Below are 18,073 nucleotides of genomic sequence, written 5' to 3'. Positions count from 1 at the left end.
ATGGAAACTGCTTGTCTATGATCTCTCCTGACTATTTTTCGTTCCGCTGGAGCTGGTACAGGCCAATCCTGAATCGTCATGAACAACCGGCGCAGCGCTGTGCCGTTGATGTGCATCGATTGCCCATTCGTATGTCCGGCGAAGATGCCCGTGAATACATTCCCTATGTCATTCACCCGCAAGTGGCGCGAACCATTTCGACCGCTCTGCACCGACTACAGGATTACGCCGTGCGTTATGAAGTGCGTGGCGAAAAAATATCGGCCCACAAACTGCCCAACATGGACGATAAAGTGCGCCGTATGGTGGCCTATCTGCGCAAGCAGAATCCACATATTTCACGGGATCTGCTACATCACTGGTGTGCAGATCCGGAAGGTGCAAACGCACTGCTACAAGTATGTGAGGTGATGTGGGAGCAGGGCTGGAAACAGGATCAAGCAGATGCGGCCCCCTGGGTTCCTGCCATCAATGTGCTACTACTAAAACTTATTCGTGAAGGCATTGGTAAACTGTCCGATGAACATATTGAGAAAACCAACCATGTGCTCTTGTCTGTTATTGGAGGATTGTATGTTTGGGCGCTGCAACGCTTTTTGCAACGATATCTGGAAGGTGTCGTTGAAGTAACACGCATCGCCACTTATGAGTCGATGATGTTACCGGCCACACCAATGGCCTTTTTACAGTATCAACCGGATGCATCCTTACTGGCTGATGATAGTCGGGTGATTCGAGCCTATGGATTAGAGCCAGAGATCGTACCTCGCATGCGACTGTTGCGAAGCAAGGTTGGTATGCATAATGAAGGTGGCATGCTGCAGTTACTTGCCAAAGATCAACTCGGGGCACATTTACAGCGCCGTTGCTGGGCCCGCTTATCACTGTGGAAGCTCGGTATGGACAGCAACTTTAGTGGCTGGATGCGTTATGTACTGGATGCCAAAAAGCTGGATCAACTGCTAGCCAGACAGGTTCTACCGGATACAGCGGCAATAGATAATCTTAAAGCCAATCAAGAGTCACCGGTAGCGAAATGGCTCTTGGCCTGGATGCAAGGCGACCGCACCGCCAAGAAAACTGATGAGCCTTGGTTGGAAGACAACATCACACTGATGGCTTTCAGAGTATTTGATGAAGATGTGAAAATTGAAGTAGCGCGACGCATATCTGAAAAATCATGGCTCGATAGAAAAGATAGCCTTGCCGCTAAAGAAAAGAGTACCCCTACAGGTCGCTCTACAAACAGCATGCGCAGTGCGGGTGGCTTACGCAGTGGTGGCAATGTAAACAGTGGAAAAGGCAGCGGTGGCGAAACCGATGCGCTGCTGGAAAAAGCCTGGCGCGATGGTGATTTGGTTCTCATTCAGCCGGATGTCACTAAAGCACTACACAGCGGTAAAGCCTTATCCCAACGTCAGGGCTGCCTGCGCATCGAATGGTCGGAATATCTAGCCGGGTTAAAGGCCTGGCATGGCTTGGATGCAGGCCCCTATATCACCAACACCTTTTTACCGGGCATATTATCCTTGATCGATGCCAGAGATGGTGTGTTTCTTGACGCCTGCTCTGCTTCAGGATGTAACTTGCGCGGCTCAGTACTGCATCTCACAGAAACAGGCATTGCTTTGCGCCAACAATTAAAACAGTGGTTTGCATCATCATCACAGCAGAAGATCGATGACAAGCTCGCAGTTCCAGCCATTTCGATGTGTATGGACATGACCGGAGAGTGGAGCTTTTCTGAATTCAAAGATCCAAATATAGGGCAATATCGCATTGCCTTTTCGCTTGCTGTAACGCAAGCCGAGGCAGGACTCAGGCGTGACAGTCGCATTGGCCAACTCATCCATGAGCGCAATAGCGCGAACAACACCAGCCCCTTAGGGTCTGTAAACATTGAACCTGTCAAAACAGCGGAAGGGCATATCATACAGGTATTGCACAATGCCGGTTTCGCCTTTACCGCTGCCGCCATGACCGAATTGACCACACTGCTTGCAAAAAAAGCCAGCATCAAAAGCTTTCGCTTGAACAAAAGCCAGGTGCAAGGCGTTCTGGATGAATTCCGTTTGCCGCATGGCGGTCTGGAACTGCTGGTCATCCAGCAGACAGCATCCGAGAATGACGCTCCCTGGATGTTATTAAAGGCCGGCAAAACAAATTTGGGCGGTGTGGATATAGATGTGTTTGAGCTACTGGATGCTGATAGCATGGTAAGCAAACGTATTATTGAACGCGGATTGATGCACTGGAAATGATGATGCCCAATCAGGCGAACTCGGCTACATTACGGTTCCCTTACAAACACTGGCTGATGCATGCCAATATACCACCCTTACCGCAACAACTGGCTGTAGGATGGTCAGGAGGTGCCGATTCAACTGCACTGCTGCTGGCCTTGAAGGATGCCGGACATGACGTTCAAGCCTGGCATGTAGATCATAGCTGGCGTGACTCATCTCAACGGGAAGCGGAGCTATTGCGGAACAAAGCTGCATCCTGGGGCATTACATTTATCAACGGCCGCCTACCCTCTCCATCCGGCAAAAACCGCGAAGCAGAGGCACGCCATGGCCGTCTGGCACAATTTCAAAAATGGGGCCATACAACGGGTATTTCTACCCTCTGCCTGGCTCAACACCTTGATGATCAGGCTGAAACCGTCTGCATGCGCCTCTTGCAAGGTGCCGGAGCAGGTGGTTGCCAGGGCATGCGTCACGAACGCCTGTTTGGTGAACTACGCATTGTACGGCCGCTATTGCATGTGCCGGCACAGGATTTAAGGCAGGCACTGATTGATACGAATATCAGCTGGTTTGAAGACCCAAGCAACCGCGACATGAGTATCTGGCGCAATCGCATCAGGCATCAGCTGTTTCCCCGCATGGAAAAGGCCGGCATTTCTCCACAGAGCCTGTTTCTGCGCTGGCAGCAACAGGCCGATATCCTCATTCGGCACATTGATCTACAAGCAGACGCATTGTGGCAGCCTACAGCCCAAAATGCGCAAAATATAATTACTATTCCATGGCTGACGTGGAAGTCTTGTTCCAGCGTTATTCGCGCCCGATTATTACAAAAAATGATGGCGCATCTGCTTGGCGACGGCATCACCCCCGGTCGCCGTCACATCGAACTGGTTGAAACATGGACAACAAAAAGTGGCCGGGGGGGGGTTGATTTATCACGCTGCCGTCTCTACAGAAAGCGAGGCTGCTTGCATCTACAGCCAACTAGAGCAGATTTTGCACACAATAATTAGATGTTTAATGCTGTTTTCACAATAAAATAAGATGCTTACGCTCAACAAGCATGTATACCACGCAACAAAAAATGACGAGGAACTGTTTTTATGGGTAAAAATTTACTGCTCTGGTTAGTGATTGGTCTAACCATGATGAGCCTTTTCAATATGTTTTCAGCACCAATGCAGAAGGCCGAAAAAATGGCCTACTCAACGTATATTGAAAAAGTGGACAACGGCATGGTTGAGACTGCCACCATCAAAGATAATCTGGTTAATGGTCAGTACCGCGACAACTCCGGTGAATTAAAAAACTACAACGTCACCGTACCGGGCAATGATACAGCGCTTTCACAACGTCTGCTTGATCAGCATGTTGTCATCAATGTTAAAGCTCCGGATGAAGTGCCATTCCTGTTATCAATACTGATTTCATGGTTCCCTATGTTGCTACTGATTGGTGTTTGGGTATTTTTCATGCGTCAAATGCAGGGCGGCGGTAAAGGCGGAGCAATGGGCTTTGGTAAGAGTAAAGCCAAGTTGCTGAATGAAAATACAGCCAAGGTCACATTTGAAGATGTTGCAGGTTGTGATGAAGCAAAACAGGAAGTTACCGAAGTCATCGAATTCCTGCGTGATCCATCAAAATTCACACGCCTTGGCGGCAAGCTCCCTAAAGGCGTGTTATTGGTTGGCCCTCCCGGCACCGGTAAAACATTGCTCGCCCGTGCCATTGCCGGAGAAGCAGAAGTACCATTCTTCTCCATTTCCGGATCTGACTTTGTTGAAATGTTTGTGGGTGTGGGTGCTTCACGTGTACGTGATATGTTTGAACAGGCCAAAAAACATGCACCATGCATTATCTTTGTTGATGAAATTGATGCTATGGGCCGTCATCGTGGTGCCGGTGTCGGCGGCGGTAACGATGAGCGCGAACAGACACTGAACCAGATGCTGGTAGAGATGGATGGGTTTGAGTCCAATGAAGGCGTAATTCTGGTAGCTGCCACCAACCGTCCGGATGTACTGGATCCTGCACTCTTGCGTCCAGGTCGATTTGACCGTCAGGTTGTGGTTCCTCGCCCGGATTTATTGGGTCGCGAACAGATCCTGAAAGTACATATGCGCAAAGTGCCACTTTCATCCGATGTAAACGGCAAAGAACTGGCGCGTGGTACACCGGGCTTTTCCGGCGCAGATCTGGCCAACCTGGTCAATGAAGCAGCCCTCAATGCTGCACGCTTTGATCGTGACAAAGTAATGCGCGCAGATTTTGAAACCGCTAAAGACAAAGTAATGATGGGCACCGAACGCCGATCTATGTTGATCTCTGATGATCAAAAAGAGACAACAGCCTACCATGAAGCAGGTCATACACTGGTTGCTAAACACCTGAAAAATGCTGATCCGGTGCATAAGGTAAGCATCATTCCACGCGGTCAGGCTCTCGGCATCACCATGCAAATGCCTGAAGAAGACCGTTTCAATCACGATAAAGAATATCTGCTGGATCAGATTTCCATCATGATGGGTGGCCGTCTGGGCGAAGAGTTGGTACTGGGCCAGATGACTACCGGCGCATCCAATGACTTTGAACGCGCAACACAATTAGCACGCAATATGGTAACGCAGTGGGGCATGTCTGAACTTGGTCCTATGGTGTATGGCGAACGCGAACACGAACCATTTCTGGGTCGTGATATAACCCGTCAAACCAATATATCAGAAGAAACAGCACGTAAAATTGATGGTGTAGTACGTAAGATTATTGAAGAAAATTACGACAGAGCCAAGCTCCTTCTCGAAGAGCATATGGATCAACTGCATCTGCTAGCCAAGGGGCTAATCAAATATGAAACGCTGGATACCACTGATATTGACCGCGTTATGGAGGGCAAAGAGCCCTTGCTGATCAAAGATGCCGAGCAAAAAAGCTCCGCAACACCGCCCCCTTCAGAAGAACCTGAAGCCAAGGTTGATGTCGGAGATGATGAGAAAAAATCATCCGGTGATGAAGCTGGTCAGGCCAGCAAAACCAGCTAGGTAACATCAATGCAATCCCGCTGGCACCGACCGCAATCTGACAGCGGTGTAAGCAGTGATGCATGGATCATGGGGGTGCTAAATTGCACCCCCGATTCATTCTCGGATGGCGGTAATTTTTTTAACATTGAAAGTGCCATTGAGCACGGTCTGCATATGTTTGAACAGGGTGCCGCGATCATTGATGTCGGTGGAGAATCCACCCGCCCGGGTTCAGAAACAGTTCCACTAGAAGAAGAGTTGGCCCGTGTTATTCCGGTTATTCAGGCCTTAACTGATCAAGGCTGCTTCGTCTCGGCGGACACCATGAAAGCTGAGGTTATGCATCAGGGAATTAAAGCCGGAGCCAGCATGATCAATGATGTAAGTGCGCTGACCTTTGATCCTGACAGCCTGGCTGTTATCGCTGATAGCCATGTAGATGTGTGCCTCATGCATATGCAGGGCTTACCAAAAACCATGCAGCAACAGCCCAAATATAGCGATGCAGTTGCAGATGTAAGTCTGTTTTTTAACCAACGTATTGATGCATGCCTGCAGGCTGGCATTCAGGCATCTGCCATCACACTTGATCCGGGCATAGGTTTTGGCAAACGCTTGCAGGATAATATCGCCTTGATTCAAGGTCTTGGTCATTTCAAACAACACTTTAATATGCCCCTGTTATTGGGGGTATCCCGCAAATCATTTCTGGGCCAGTTAACAGATAGCCCCATCCATGATCGTGAAATTGAAACTGCCGTAGCCGGTGCTATAGGCATAGCTAACGGAGCCGACATATTGCGCGTGCATGATGTGCCATTGCAACGCCGTGCCATGCAGGTCGCATCAGCACTCTCACTCCACCCCAGCTTTTAGCTTGCAAGCTAAAGCAATCACACTAGCTTAAGTTCGTCATTTACAGATTCGGTTCAACCTGTTCCGCTTTGCTCTCATCATGTACAGCGAAACAGACAAAAGAAGCTCTGTGCATACGTCATTGAAAGCGTCAGGCATCAACGAACTTCTACAGCTTAAATAATGTTATTGAGGTGCATCACGCCCATGTCCAATTGGCAATTCGGCATTACAGACTTTATAGATATCGCGGTTGTTGCCGTTGTTGTTTATTTTTTCCTGCACCTCATTCGTGGTACCCGTGCCGTACAAATGCTCATCGGCGTTGCTGTCGTTGTCATCACTTATCAATTGGCACGCACCTTTGGCCTGTTCACTGTAGAGTGGATGTTCGGTCATTTCTTCTCAGCCTTCATGGTCATTTTAGTAGTACTGTTTCAGCAAGAGATCAGACGCGCATTGATGCGTGTCGCTATTAATCCACTGGCTGCTAACGCTGGCCCCATTGAAGGCATGATTGATGCACTGGTTGAATCCTCTTTTTCATTGGTGCATCGCGGCTGGGGCGGCTTAATCGTAATAGAACGCGACACCGGCTTAAGACATCTGTTTGATTCAGGTGTCACCATGGATGCACCACTGAGTGCTGACATGATTCAGTCGCTATTTTGTCCTGAGGCTCCCATGCATGATGGTGCCATCATGGTCGCCAGAGATGAGCGTGGAAGCCGAATATTGGCTGCACGCGTCTTGCTTCCGCTAGCACAATCCAACACTGTATCAGGCCACTTTGGTACCCGCCACCGTGCTGCTGTCGGCATTTCAGAAGAAACAGATGCACTGGTCATTGTCATTTCTGAAGAAAATGGTGATGTACACTTGGTAAAAGAGGGGCAAATGGGTAGCCGAATGGATAGCAAGACATTGCACAAGGCACTGGAAGACCAGCTCTTTTCAGGAGCGCGCTCTCAAGTCAGCAATTCCATAAGCGGAGAAGCATAGTGGCTAAGTCACTTGCACTGTTCCGGCGTTATAACTTACATTTCTGGGCCATTGCTATCGCCTTATCCCTGTGGCTACACGTACATGGGCAAGGAGAAGGCTCTGTCAGCATGGATGTGCCTTTGCAGGTACATGGCCTTCCTGCAGATATGGTCATCGTGAATGATTTCCCTGATCATGTTCGCGTATCCATCAATGGATTACAGTCCCGCTTAAAAGATCTGCGTGAACGCAACTTATCGATACCTATCAATGCATCTGATTTAACCACTCCAGGGGTGGTTGAAAGAGCACCGCAATTGTCGGCGGTCTCTCTACCGGTGGGGTTACATATTGATAAAGTACAACCTGATCGACTTCAACTACAAGTGGATCGATTGGTCACGCGCTCCATTCCCATTAAAGCCAGTTTTGAGTTACCCGAAGGCTGGTACGTTGATGACATCAACATTAAACCACAGCAAGTCAAACTCACAGGCCCTGAAGTCTGGCTGGAACCATTGCGTGAAGTGGATACTGCACCTATTCGCCTAACCTTAAAGGAGGGCGCTTTTAAGACCAGCACAGGTATTGAAAGTCCTTCCGGCAAGGCAATCCGCCTGACCGATAACAATACCGAAATCATTATTCAGGGCACTTTGCTGAAAAAATCAATACGACCAACACCGGCCACTGTGCCAGGAGACCCATTATGAGACGTTATTTTGGAACCGACGGGGTTCGCGGCACTGTCAATAAACCACCTATGACTGCCGAATTTGCATTAACATTGGGGAGAGCAGCGGGGCATGTGTTAACCCGTCATATGGATCATCAGCCGCAGATTCTTATCGGTAAAGACACGCGTCTCTCAGGTTATATGATCGAATCAGCACTATGTGCAGGGCTGACGGCACAAGGTATGAATGTGCTACTTGTAGGGCCAATTCCCACTCCCGCAGTAGCTTATTTAACACGCAGCTTACGTGCCGATGCCGGCGTGATGCTCTCTGCATCACACAATCCGGCCGGCGATAACGGCATCAAATTTTTTGCCTCCGATGGATTCAAATTACCTGACAGTATCGAGCTTGAAATTGAAGCATGTATCGATGATCTTCCAGCCCTGCCAGCGGCACTGGAAATTGGTAAAGCGTTCCGTATTGATGATGCCCGTGGCCGCTACATTGAGTTTCTCAAAGGCTCATTACCGCGCGGCATGCGCTTTGATGGCATTAAAGTCGTTATCGATTCCGCCAACGGAGCGGCTTATGACGTTGCTCCTCGCATCTTAAAAGAACTTGGCTGTGAAGTGATCCGCATGTTTGATAAACCGGATGGTTACAATATCAATCGGCAGTGTGGCTCCACATACCCTGAATATATGATGCAACAGGTCATAGAAAAAGGTGCGGACATTGGTCTGGCTCTCGATGGAGATGCTGACAGATTGATTGCCTGTGATGGCAATGGCCAACTTATTGACGGTGACAGAGTCATTGCGATTCTAGCGGAACATACCCATAACCATGGCCTGTTAACCGGTGGTGGTGTTGTAACAACATTGATGAGCAATATGGGCTTGGAGCGTTACCTGAAAGATATGGGGCTTACCATGCACCGCGCGGCAGTTGGTGATCGATATGTGCTTGAGGTGATGCGTGAAAAAGGCTGTAACCTTGGTGGCGAACAATCCGGCCACATGATCCTGCTCGACCATAACACCACGGGTGACGGCCTGATGACAGCATTGCAACTACTCTCAGCCATGAGTGAGCAGAACAAACCACTGTCAGAAATGGCCGCAGATATGACTCTCTTTCCTCAAAAATTGTGGAACATCGTTATGCCCGAGCGCAAGGATGTATTGGCTGACAAGAAAGTGCAGGCTCTCATTACTGACGCCGAAGAACGCTTAGGTGCCGATGGACGCATCAATGTGCGTATGTCGGGTACAGAGCCTAAATTACGCATTATGATAGAAGCTGAAGACGAATCACTGATGCTTGATATTGGCGAACCACTCAAACAAGCGATTTCCGAGCTTATCTGCTAACTTACAAGCGCTCTAAAACAGGGCGCGCAGCAGGCCTTCAGCTTTATGATCTGTTTCAATCAATTCGTGTTGGGGATCAGAATCAGCCACAATACCAGCACCGGCGGCCCAGTTGAGCTGGCCCTCAAAGTGCCAGAAGGTACGGATAAGAATATTCATATCCGATGAACCATCCCAGCTAACATAACCCAATCCACCGGTATAAGGGCCGCGGGCACTGTTTTCCAATTCATGGATAATTTCCATACAGCGCACCTTGGGACAGCCGGTTATTGTACCGCCGGGGAACATGGCTTTGAACAGATCAACGACATCCATCCCCTCAGCCAGATATCCACGCACATTGGAGACAATATGTTGAACTGTCGCATACTGCTCAATAACCATCTGTTCATTTACTTCAACACTGCCCGGCCGACAGACTCGCCCCAGATCATTACGCTCAAGGTCAACGAGCATGATATGCTCAGCACGCTCTTTTTCAGACAATAGAAGCTCTGCTCTTAGCGAATCGTCCATCTCCCCTTCAGCGCGCCTTCTCGTGCCTGCAATCGGACGAGTATCAACCTCCCCATCGGCGAATGTGCGAAACAGTCGCTCTGGAGAAGCTGATATTAAATGCAAGGTGCTCTCTTGCGATTCGTCATCGCAGTCGATCTGAACATAAGAAGAGAAAGGGGCGGAATTCACCTGGCGCAGCTTATGATATAAAGCCTGCAGATCAGCAGATCGAAACGGCAAGGACCAGAATCGAGCGATATTAGCCTGAAACACATCACCACCAGCAATGTATGACTTCACAGCTTCCACTGCCAATGTATATTGCTCCGATGCCAAGCCCGAAATCTTTGACAGGTCAGCAGAGCATGTTTTATGCGCAACAGACTCGCCTGCATGGCTATCCAGCATATCCAATACAGTCCGGATTGTATGCTCATTTCTGGCAGCCAGATGAATCTGATCACCATCAAAGCAAATGGAATAATCCGGTATCAATGTCCACAATACCGGCCCGGGCACATCGCTTTTAGCACTTGGTAAATGCTCAATCAATAAAGATGCCTCATAAGCAGCATAAAAAAGGCAGCGAATTGCAGGCGATGGTTCAATATCACCAGCCAACGCCTGCTTCCATGCGTGAAAGAATGATTCAGCAGCTTGTTGATCAGTACCTTGCCGCAATGACGTAGATGACCCTGCTTTTGAAACAAGGAACTGGCGTCCATTACCAGAAGGGTCTTCAAGCAAAGCTGCAAAACTATCCGGGGATGCAGAAAAAAGGCCGTAAGCACTAAGCTTACGGCCTCGATTTTTTATGACGCGGAATATCACGTCAGGCATCTATCTATAGTAACTGTTCAGATTGCCTCTGATTTTTCTAAGGACAAGGTAAAAAAGCGGAGCTTACTAGTGTAAGTGAGCATTTTTAACACAGGCATTAGGAAAATCAGGGGGTGAGCTGAATAGTTACTGTCAGTCGAACTTGCGAATAACAACTGAAGCGTTGGTACCACCAAATCCGAAGGAGTTGGAAATAGCCACCTTGATATCCGCATGACGCGCTTCATTCGGAACAAAATCCAAATCACATTCCGGATCTTGATTCTCCAAATTGATCGTAGGAGGCACAATACCATGATGCAACGCCAACACAGTGAATGCAGCTTCAATACCACCGGCAGCACCGAGCAGATGACCAGTCATCGACTTGGTCGATGAAACCATCAGTTTGGCAGCATGGTCACCGAACAGATCCTTGATACCCTGTGTTTCACAGATATCACCGGCAGGTGTTGAGGTACCATGAGCATTGATATAATCAACATCTTCAGGCTTCACACCAGCTGAATCAAGCGCCATCTTCATGCAACGACCACCACCCTCACCGCGTGGCGATGGTGTGGTAATATGATAGGCATCTGATGACATACCAAAACCGGACAATTCAGCCAGAATAGTAGCACCACGGGCCTGAGCGGACTCCAAGGATTCCAGCATCAAAATACCGGCGCCCTCACCCATAATAAATCCATCACGATCAACATCCCATGGACGGGATGCACGTTCAGGTTCGTCATTGCGTGTGGAAAGCGCACGAGATGCACTGAAACCACCCACAGCCAGTTCACAAATACATGCTTCTGTACCACCGGCAATCATGGCGTCTGCCTTGCCACTGGCGACAATTTCAAATGCTTCACCAATCGCATGGGTAGCTGTAGCACAGGCGGTAACCGTTGCCACATTCGGCCCCTTGGCACCAGTCAGCATGGAGACCCAGCCAGATGCCATATTGATAATGGTCATGGGAATAAAGAATGGTGATATCTTGCGAGCACCACCTTTCTCATAGGCACGCATGGTTTTTTCAATCGCCGGCATACCACCAATTCCAGAACCGATCGCTACACCTACTCGATCTGCATTGGCATCGGTAATTTCCAGACCCGACTGTTTGAGTGCCATATCAGCCGCAGCGATACCGTACTGAATAAAGGTATCCATTTTACGAGCATCTTTGCGATTCACATAATCCTCGACTTTAAAATCGGGAACTTCGCCTGCAATAGTGCAGGCCATGCCGGTTGCTTCCGCATCAAAATGGCTTATTCGGCGAATACCGGACTTGCCGGCAATCAAATTATTCCAAGTAACATCTGTACCAGTGCCGAGCGGAGTAACCAGCCCAACACCAGTGACGACTACGCGTCTGGTCATAAGGAATTATTCTGCTTTAGCAGCGATGTAGTCGATTGCGTTCTGCACGCTTTGGATGCCTTCAGCATCTTCGTCTGGAATTTCAACACCGAACTCTTCTTCAAATGCCATTACCAACTCAACAGTATCCAGTGAATCTGCACCCAGATCGTCAACAAAAGAAGAATCAGGGCTGATTTCACCTTCATCAACATTCAACTGATCAGATACAATTTTAATAATTTTAGCTTCGATTTCTGCAGACATAAGTCCTCCCGAAATTTTTATAGTGCGGCTTCTATCATAAGGTTTATATCCACACAAGTACCGCACAAGTGTGAAATCTGTTTTACAGCTACGCCATAAAACGAATTACATGTGCATGCCGCCATTTACATGCAACACCTGTCCGGTAATGTAGCCCGCTGCATCACTGGCAAGAAAAGCAACTGCTGCTGCAATATCTTCTGGCTGTCCAAGGCGTCCTAAAGGAATTTGGCCAGTTAACTTCGCATGCGCATCGTCACCCAAATCCGCAGTCATATCCGTGGCAATAAAACCCGGAGCAACTGCATTAACGGTAATATTACGCGAACCAATTTCACGCGCTAATGAGCGTGTCATTGCTTCCACACCACCTTTACTGGCGCAATAATTAAGCTGACCGGGATTACCCATGCCCGCCACAACCGATGAGATGTTAATAATGCGGCCACCACGGGCGCGCATCATGGGTTTTAATGCAGCCTGCATGGCATGAAACACCGAAGAGAGGTTCGTATCGATCACCGCGTTCCACTCATCTTCTTTCATACGCATAGAGAGATTATCACGGGTGATGCCAGCGTTATTAACCAGCACATTCAAGCCACCGAAATGTTTAGCTGTCTGCTGCACAAAGCTCTGCATCTGTTCACGATCAGATACATCCACCGCTTTAGCCAGCACTTCAACGCCAAAGTCTGCACGCAGGGTTTCAGCAGCTTTATCAATGGTGGCCTGAGTCGTACCGCAAATAGCCAGATTAAAACCAGCTTTTGCCAATGCTCTGGCAACCACGTTACCAATCCCCCGACTAGCGCCGGTCACCAATGCTGTTTTAGAATCACTCATGCTAGCTCCCTTCTTAATCAGCATTCATCAAAGCAATGCTGCTTTCAATCTTATCAGGCCCAAAAGCAGGACCAACAACCATGTTACGGTCAATGCGTTTAACAAGACCGGCCAACACCTTGCCCGGGCCCATTTCAACGGCTTTGCTAACACCAGCATTGGATAACTGCTGAACAGTTTCTGTCCAGCGCACTGGTGATACAAGTTGCGCTACAAGTGCTGCTCTAATGTTATCAACATTCGTTTCCGTTGTCGCATTTGCATTACCCCAAACAGGGCAGGCTGGAGTATTAAATGCCACGTCCTGTAAACGCTGTGCCATTTGATCTGCAGCCGACTGCATTAATGGCGTGTGTGACGGAGCACTCACAGCCAATGGTAATGCACGTTTTGCACCAGCCTCTTTGGCCGCTACAATTAAACGTTCTACTGCACTCGCGTGGCCGGCAACCACCAACTGGCCGGGACAATTATAATTCGCCGCCCACACTTTATGCTCTGAATCAGAAACAGTGCTACACAGATCGCCAATCACATCATCCGCTAATCCTAAAATCGCTGCCATGCTACCCACACCAGCAGGCACAGCTTCTGTCATCGCTTTGCCGCGAAATGAGACTAATTTGACAGCGTCAGAGAAAGCGATCACGCCAGCAGCAACCAGCGCTGAGTACTCACCCAGCGAATGGCCAGCCACCTGAACGGGAGCAGGGCCGCCCTGCTCTTGCCACAAGCGTAGCATCGCAGTCGATGCCGTTAACAGAGCTGGCTGGGTAAATTGCGTTTGACCAAGCTTATCATCCGCATCATCACGAATAAGAGCGGCCATATCAAAGCCCAGGGCATCAGACGCCTCTTCAAGCGTACGCGCTACAATATCAATGCCATCAAACGCATCCAGCATACCTTTGGATTGTGATCCCTGACCGGGAAATAAAAATACAAAATCAGCCACGTTTACATCCTTCATTCGTTTTAATCATTCAACTATAAAACTTTTCACCGCAAAGTACGCAAAGTAAAGGTCAAACCATCCAGAATGAAATGCTTAAAGGATTTCTTTGCGTCCTTTGCGGTAAAAGCCTTTGACTATTTATTCATCACTTCGACCAGCGTAAGAGGTTTGCACCCCAGGCAAATCCACCCGCAAATGCTTCAAGCAGAATCAACTGGCCTTTTTCAAGTTTACCTGAACGATAGAGATCATTGAGTGCCAGCGGCACACTGGCAGAAGAGGTGTTGCCATGGGTCGCCACGGTAAGTGCCACCCGGTCCATATCCATCTTCAACTTTTTTGCTGTCGCCTGAATAATGCGAATATTGGCCTGATGCGGTACCAGCCAATCAATATCAGAATCGGTTAATTCATGTTTGGCGAGAATCTCTTTCACTACACTACCAAGCTTGGTAACAGCAATGCGAAAGACTTCATTGCCTTTCATTTCAACGGCAGCCGTACCAGCAGAATCAATGCGAAAATCAATTTTCTGATGATGCATTTCAGGGCTTAACTTAGGATGAGTATGATGCGCCTTTAACAATTCACGATAAGAACCATCGGCGTGCAAAATAGAACCAACCATACCATTTTCAGCATCCGGCCCGCCCGCTTCAAGCACAACCGCACCGGCGCCATCGCCAAACAAGATACAAGTACCACGGTCGGTCCAATCAACAATACGGCTCATCGATTCAGCACCGATCATCAGTACACGTTTATACATACCAGCGCGCATCATGCCTTCAAGATGGGCTAATCCGTAAACAAAACCGGAACAGACAGCCTGAACATCCCAGGCAGGAAACTCTTTGCCACCGAGCTTGCTCTGCACCACTGTTGCCGTCGAAGGAAAAATCATATCCGGTGTAGTTGTCGCAACCACCAGCGCATCAATATCATCAATCGTGATGCCTGCATCAAGCAGTGCCATTTTGGCAGCCTCAACGGCCAAATCAGAGGTCATCTGATCTTCTGCAATAATATGGCGCTGACGAATACCGGTGCGTTCAGCGATCCATTCATCCGTCGTATCAACCAAAGCTTCCAAATCCGCATTGGTCATAATGCGTTCAGGCAGATAACCGCCGACACCAATAATATGCACTGAGGAAAGAGTCATGATTCTATCTGCTCCTGTACTGATTCGGAAATACGACTTGTAAGGTTTTCACTGACTTCGCGAGCGGCAACAGCTATCGCACTGACAAAACTCTCGGCATCTGCTCCACCATGACTTTTCACCACAATACCATTCAAACCAAGCAATGGAGCACCATTATATTTACCCGGATTCACTTTATCTTTAAAGCGCTTCAATGCACGTTTGGCAATTAACGCACCCGCCTTGGAAACAAGACCGGATGTAAGCTCCTGCTTCATACTATCCGCCAGGAAACGCGCCGTGCCTTCCATGGTTTTCAAGGCCACATTGCCAACAAAACCATCACATACAACCACGTCCACCTTATCACCAAACAGATCGGTACCTTCAACATTACCGATATAATTCAGCGTTGTGTCAGACAACTTACTCGATGTTAACTTGATAACATCAGTTCCTTTAATGTCTTCACTGCCAATATTCAACAAACCTACACGCGGACTTTCAATGCCCTCCGCAGCCTGTAAATAACAGCTACCCATGATAGCAAACTGAACCAGATGATCAGATGTACATTCCGAGTTGGCGCCGGCATCCAGCATCAAGGTACGACCATTATCAACGGCCGGAATCATGGAAGCGATCGCCGGACGGTCAATGCCCGGAACCATTCTCAATAGCAGTTTGGAAATAGCCATCAGTGCGCCGGTATTACCAGCGCTAACCAAGGCATCCCACTCACCATCACGCACCAGGCGCGCACCCACATGAATGGATGAATCTTTTTTCCGTCGCAAGGCATGCGACGGTGAATCACACATGCCAACAACGTCTGTAGAAGCAACCAAAACAACACGGTCTTCAAGACCGTGCTGCTCTAAAAGCGGGCGAATGAGTTCTTCCTGACCGACAATGCCAAACTTGATAGGACTATCAAACTGACGTGTAAATGTTTTAGAAAGCGCCATCATTAGCGCTTCAATCACCATGCTTGGCGCACTATCGCCGCCATGACCATCAACCAATAATCGAATTTCGCTCTTTGTTAACATGTAACAAACAACGCGCTTGCATGCTTTTTTTCCACCCTGTGATGATATTTCATATCATAGAGTGGGTAAAATGCATGCGCGTTAAAGCAGTCGCACTGGAGTCGCGGTCAGATTCAGCCAAGGCAATTATCCTTTAGATCAATCTTCAGCTGAAGACTTTACAGCACGGCCCTTATATGTGCCGCAATGCGGACATGCGTGATGTGGACGCATCATTTCGCCACACTCAGGACATTCAGACATGCCTGCTGGAACGATTGCGTGATGCGAACGACGCATTTTACGCTTGGATACACTGGTTTTTCTCTTTGGTACTGCCATCTTACTCTCCTACAAGATTGATCCAACCGGACCCGTCTTAAAAACTAAATCTAACTAACACTTTCTTAGCCATCCAACTTCAAGCTGCGCAAAGCAGCGAAGGGATTATTACTATCATCCTGCTCGCACTGACACGTGTCGGTATTTAAGTTAACACCGCAACCCTGACACAGCCCTTTGCATGAATCACTGCAAATCACATCAGCCTTCCATGCCAGCCACACATCTTCTCGCAACACGTCGAGTAAATTAATGTCACCCGGCTTGGCAATAAAATCATACGCCCGTTCGTCTTCCTCATCACTATCCTGCTCGTCACCCTTCTCTTTGATCGGGGAGCCAAACTGAAAAAAACGTTCCGTCTTGCCTGTTGTTGACCATTCAAACTCGGCATTACAGCGACTACAGTCGCGCATTAGGCCAGCCTTCCAATCACCACTAAGGTGAAAAAACTTAGCCACACGAGTCAACTCCAATCGCCAATGCACATCACCGGTCAAGCCCGGCAGCACATTTACCGAACCGCAGGTCTCATCTTGTAACAAGGCCTTCGGAACATCCGCATCCCAGCTTCTTCCGGAAGACGAAATATTTTGCAATGTCACCAGCCAGTGTCGCTGCATATTTCCTCCGAGCCATTTTCAAGCAGGCGCGCATTATCGTGAAAGTCCTTAACGGGTCAAGTTTCATAAACCATTCAAACACATAATCTATTTTAGAGGGCCTTTAAATTTTCGCTCAGAATCGTCAAAACGACAAACGCATCTTAGCTTTATTCGGTCATTTGCAGCCCACACTCTTCACCCAACAGTACAAAAACGATGAATTGATTGAATTCAGAACACGTTACAATAGCACTTCAGCAGCGGGTAGATTATGGTCACCTTCACAATGGGTCACAACCGCATCCACTGCCAATAAAACGCATTAGCAATGAAACATAAATTACTGAATGATTGACTGAATCACATCTCTTCCAACAACTCGGCAATGGATTATCATTCTCCACACCCACAGATCCCCACCCATCAAAAGCACGTAAATAACGGTTAAATCACCTACAACTAAACGCTTTAAGCCGGTTACAATAAATGAAAAGTGGGTTGACAAGGCTTGCACAGGGTACACTATTGGGATTTAGTGGGGAATCGTGGGGAATTTAACCACACGACCACAGGGAGAGGCCAGCAGCGCAATGTTTCAGGGTGAGTTCAGCAATAACATGGATGAGAAGGGGCGCGTTAGCATCCCTGCTCCTTTTCGTGACACCCTAAAAACCCACCATGCCGATGGACAATTGTTCATCACACGCTCGCACAACACCGATTGCCTGATTGCCTATCCCACGCGTGAGTGGAAACGCCTCCAGGCAGCCGTCAAAGAGATGCCTGCCAAACTAAGGCCTCATTTCAAACGCGCTGTCATCACCCCATCGCAACTGTTTTCACCAGATAAACAGGGCCGTATTTTATTGGCCGGCGTGCTGCGTCAACATGCATCACTCTCTCGCGCCGTCCATTTTGCAGGCACCGGGGAAACCTTTGAAATATGGGACAAAGCCAGCTGGGACAAGCAGCTTGTAACCGATCTGGCAGCGCTGCAAGACTTCGAACTGGACATGTAA

The 18,073-nt window shown here is 48.4% G+C and carries 17 protein-coding genes; 8 read left to right on the top strand and 9 right to left on the bottom strand.

The window, feature by feature from the left end:
• Positions 1 to 17 precede the first annotated feature (17 nt).
• The 7 genes from D8Y20_RS02110 to glmM all read left to right on the top strand — a co-directional run bounded on the left by D8Y20_RS02110 (position 18) and on the right by glmM (position 9,164).
• Entirely contained in the window at positions 18 to 2,261 is a 2,244-nt protein-coding gene (locus D8Y20_RS02110; RefSeq protein WP_121541385.1) for a hypothetical protein, read from the top strand.
• 2 nt (positions 2,262 to 2,263) lie between these two features.
• Complete coding sequence (gene tilS / locus D8Y20_RS02105) at positions 2,264 to 3,265, top strand: tRNA lysidine(34) synthetase TilS (RefSeq protein WP_236075191.1); 1,002 nt, start codon at positions 2,264 to 2,266, stop codon at positions 3,263 to 3,265.
• Positions 3,266 to 3,355: 90 nt separating this feature from the next.
• Positions 3,356 to 5,290: an ATP-dependent zinc metalloprotease FtsH gene (gene ftsH, locus D8Y20_RS02100; RefSeq protein ID WP_121541384.1), complete on the top strand. Its 1,935-nt coding sequence runs from the start codon at positions 3,356 to 3,358 to the stop codon at positions 5,288 to 5,290.
• Between the two features lie 9 nt (positions 5,291 to 5,299).
• Positions 5,300 to 6,148, top strand: a complete 849-nt coding sequence (gene folP, locus D8Y20_RS02095; protein WP_121541383.1) for a dihydropteroate synthase — start codon at positions 5,300 to 5,302, stop codon at positions 6,146 to 6,148.
• A gap of 186 nt (positions 6,149 to 6,334) precedes the next feature.
• A complete protein-coding gene (locus tag D8Y20_RS02090; protein ID WP_121541382.1) occupies positions 6,335 to 7,129 on the top strand; it encodes a diadenylate cyclase in 795 nt (264 codons plus the stop codon).
• Positions 7,129 to 7,824: a YbbR-like domain-containing protein gene (locus D8Y20_RS02085; RefSeq protein ID WP_121541381.1), complete on the top strand. Its 696-nt coding sequence runs from the start codon at positions 7,129 to 7,131 to the stop codon at positions 7,822 to 7,824. Before D8Y20_RS02090 ends, D8Y20_RS02085 begins: the two co-directional genes overlap by 1 nt.
• A complete protein-coding gene (gene glmM, locus D8Y20_RS02080; RefSeq protein ID WP_121541380.1) occupies positions 7,818 to 9,164 on the top strand; it encodes a phosphoglucosamine mutase in 1,347 nt (448 codons plus the stop codon). The genes D8Y20_RS02085 and glmM overlap by 7 nt, the downstream gene beginning before the upstream one ends.
• A gap of 12 nt (positions 9,165 to 9,176) precedes the next feature.
• On the opposite strand, the gene D8Y20_RS02075 is transcribed toward glmM, so the two are convergent.
• The 9 genes from D8Y20_RS02075 to D8Y20_RS02035 all read right to left on the bottom strand — a co-directional run bounded on the left by D8Y20_RS02075 (position 9,177) and on the right by D8Y20_RS02035 (position 17,072).
• Entirely contained in the window at positions 9,177 to 10,505 is a 1,329-nt protein-coding gene (locus D8Y20_RS02075) for an anthranilate synthase component I family protein (RefSeq protein WP_121541379.1), read from the bottom strand.
• Positions 10,506 to 10,637: 132 nt separating this feature from the next.
• Entirely contained in the window at positions 10,638 to 11,882 is a 1,245-nt protein-coding gene (gene fabF / locus D8Y20_RS02070) for a beta-ketoacyl-ACP synthase II (protein ID WP_121541378.1), read from the bottom strand.
• 6 nt (positions 11,883 to 11,888) lie between these two features.
• Positions 11,889 to 12,128, bottom strand: coding sequence for an acyl carrier protein (acpP, locus tag D8Y20_RS02065; RefSeq protein WP_121541377.1), 240 nt, complete (start codon positions 12,126 to 12,128; stop codon positions 11,889 to 11,891).
• Between the two features lie 105 nt (positions 12,129 to 12,233).
• Positions 12,234 to 12,974, bottom strand: coding sequence for a 3-oxoacyl-ACP reductase FabG (gene fabG / locus D8Y20_RS02060; RefSeq protein WP_121541376.1), 741 nt, complete (start codon positions 12,972 to 12,974; stop codon positions 12,234 to 12,236).
• 13 nt (positions 12,975 to 12,987) lie between these two features.
• Positions 12,988 to 13,929: an ACP S-malonyltransferase gene (fabD, locus tag D8Y20_RS02055; protein WP_121541375.1), complete on the bottom strand. Its 942-nt coding sequence runs from the start codon at positions 13,927 to 13,929 to the stop codon at positions 12,988 to 12,990.
• Positions 13,930 to 14,074: 145 nt separating this feature from the next.
• Positions 14,075 to 15,094: a beta-ketoacyl-ACP synthase III gene (locus D8Y20_RS02050; RefSeq protein ID WP_121541374.1), complete on the bottom strand. Its 1,020-nt coding sequence runs from the start codon at positions 15,092 to 15,094 to the stop codon at positions 14,075 to 14,077.
• Positions 15,091 to 16,128: a phosphate acyltransferase PlsX gene (gene plsX, locus D8Y20_RS02045; protein WP_121541373.1), complete on the bottom strand. Its 1,038-nt coding sequence runs from the start codon at positions 16,126 to 16,128 to the stop codon at positions 15,091 to 15,093. Before plsX ends, D8Y20_RS02050 begins: the two co-directional genes overlap by 4 nt.
• A 138-nt stretch (positions 16,129 to 16,266) precedes the next feature.
• A complete protein-coding gene (gene rpmF / locus D8Y20_RS02040) occupies positions 16,267 to 16,449 on the bottom strand; it encodes a 50S ribosomal protein L32 (protein WP_121541372.1) in 183 nt (60 codons plus the stop codon).
• A 65-nt stretch (positions 16,450 to 16,514) separates the two neighbouring features.
• Entirely contained in the window at positions 16,515 to 17,072 is a 558-nt protein-coding gene (locus tag D8Y20_RS02035) for a DUF177 domain-containing protein (RefSeq protein ID WP_121541371.1), read from the bottom strand.
• A 527-nt stretch (positions 17,073 to 17,599) separates the two neighbouring features.
• Here D8Y20_RS02035 and D8Y20_RS02030 point away from each other — a divergent pair.
• Positions 17,600 to 18,073: a division/cell wall cluster transcriptional repressor MraZ gene (locus D8Y20_RS02030; RefSeq protein WP_236075190.1), complete on the top strand. Its 474-nt coding sequence runs from the start codon at positions 17,600 to 17,602 to the stop codon at positions 18,071 to 18,073.

It is taken from the genome of Mariprofundus sp. EBB-1, from assembly GCF_003665155.1.
GTDB lineage: Bacteria > Pseudomonadota > Zetaproteobacteria > Mariprofundales > Mariprofundaceae > Mariprofundus.
This window is presented reverse-complemented; position numbering and strand designations above follow the sequence as displayed.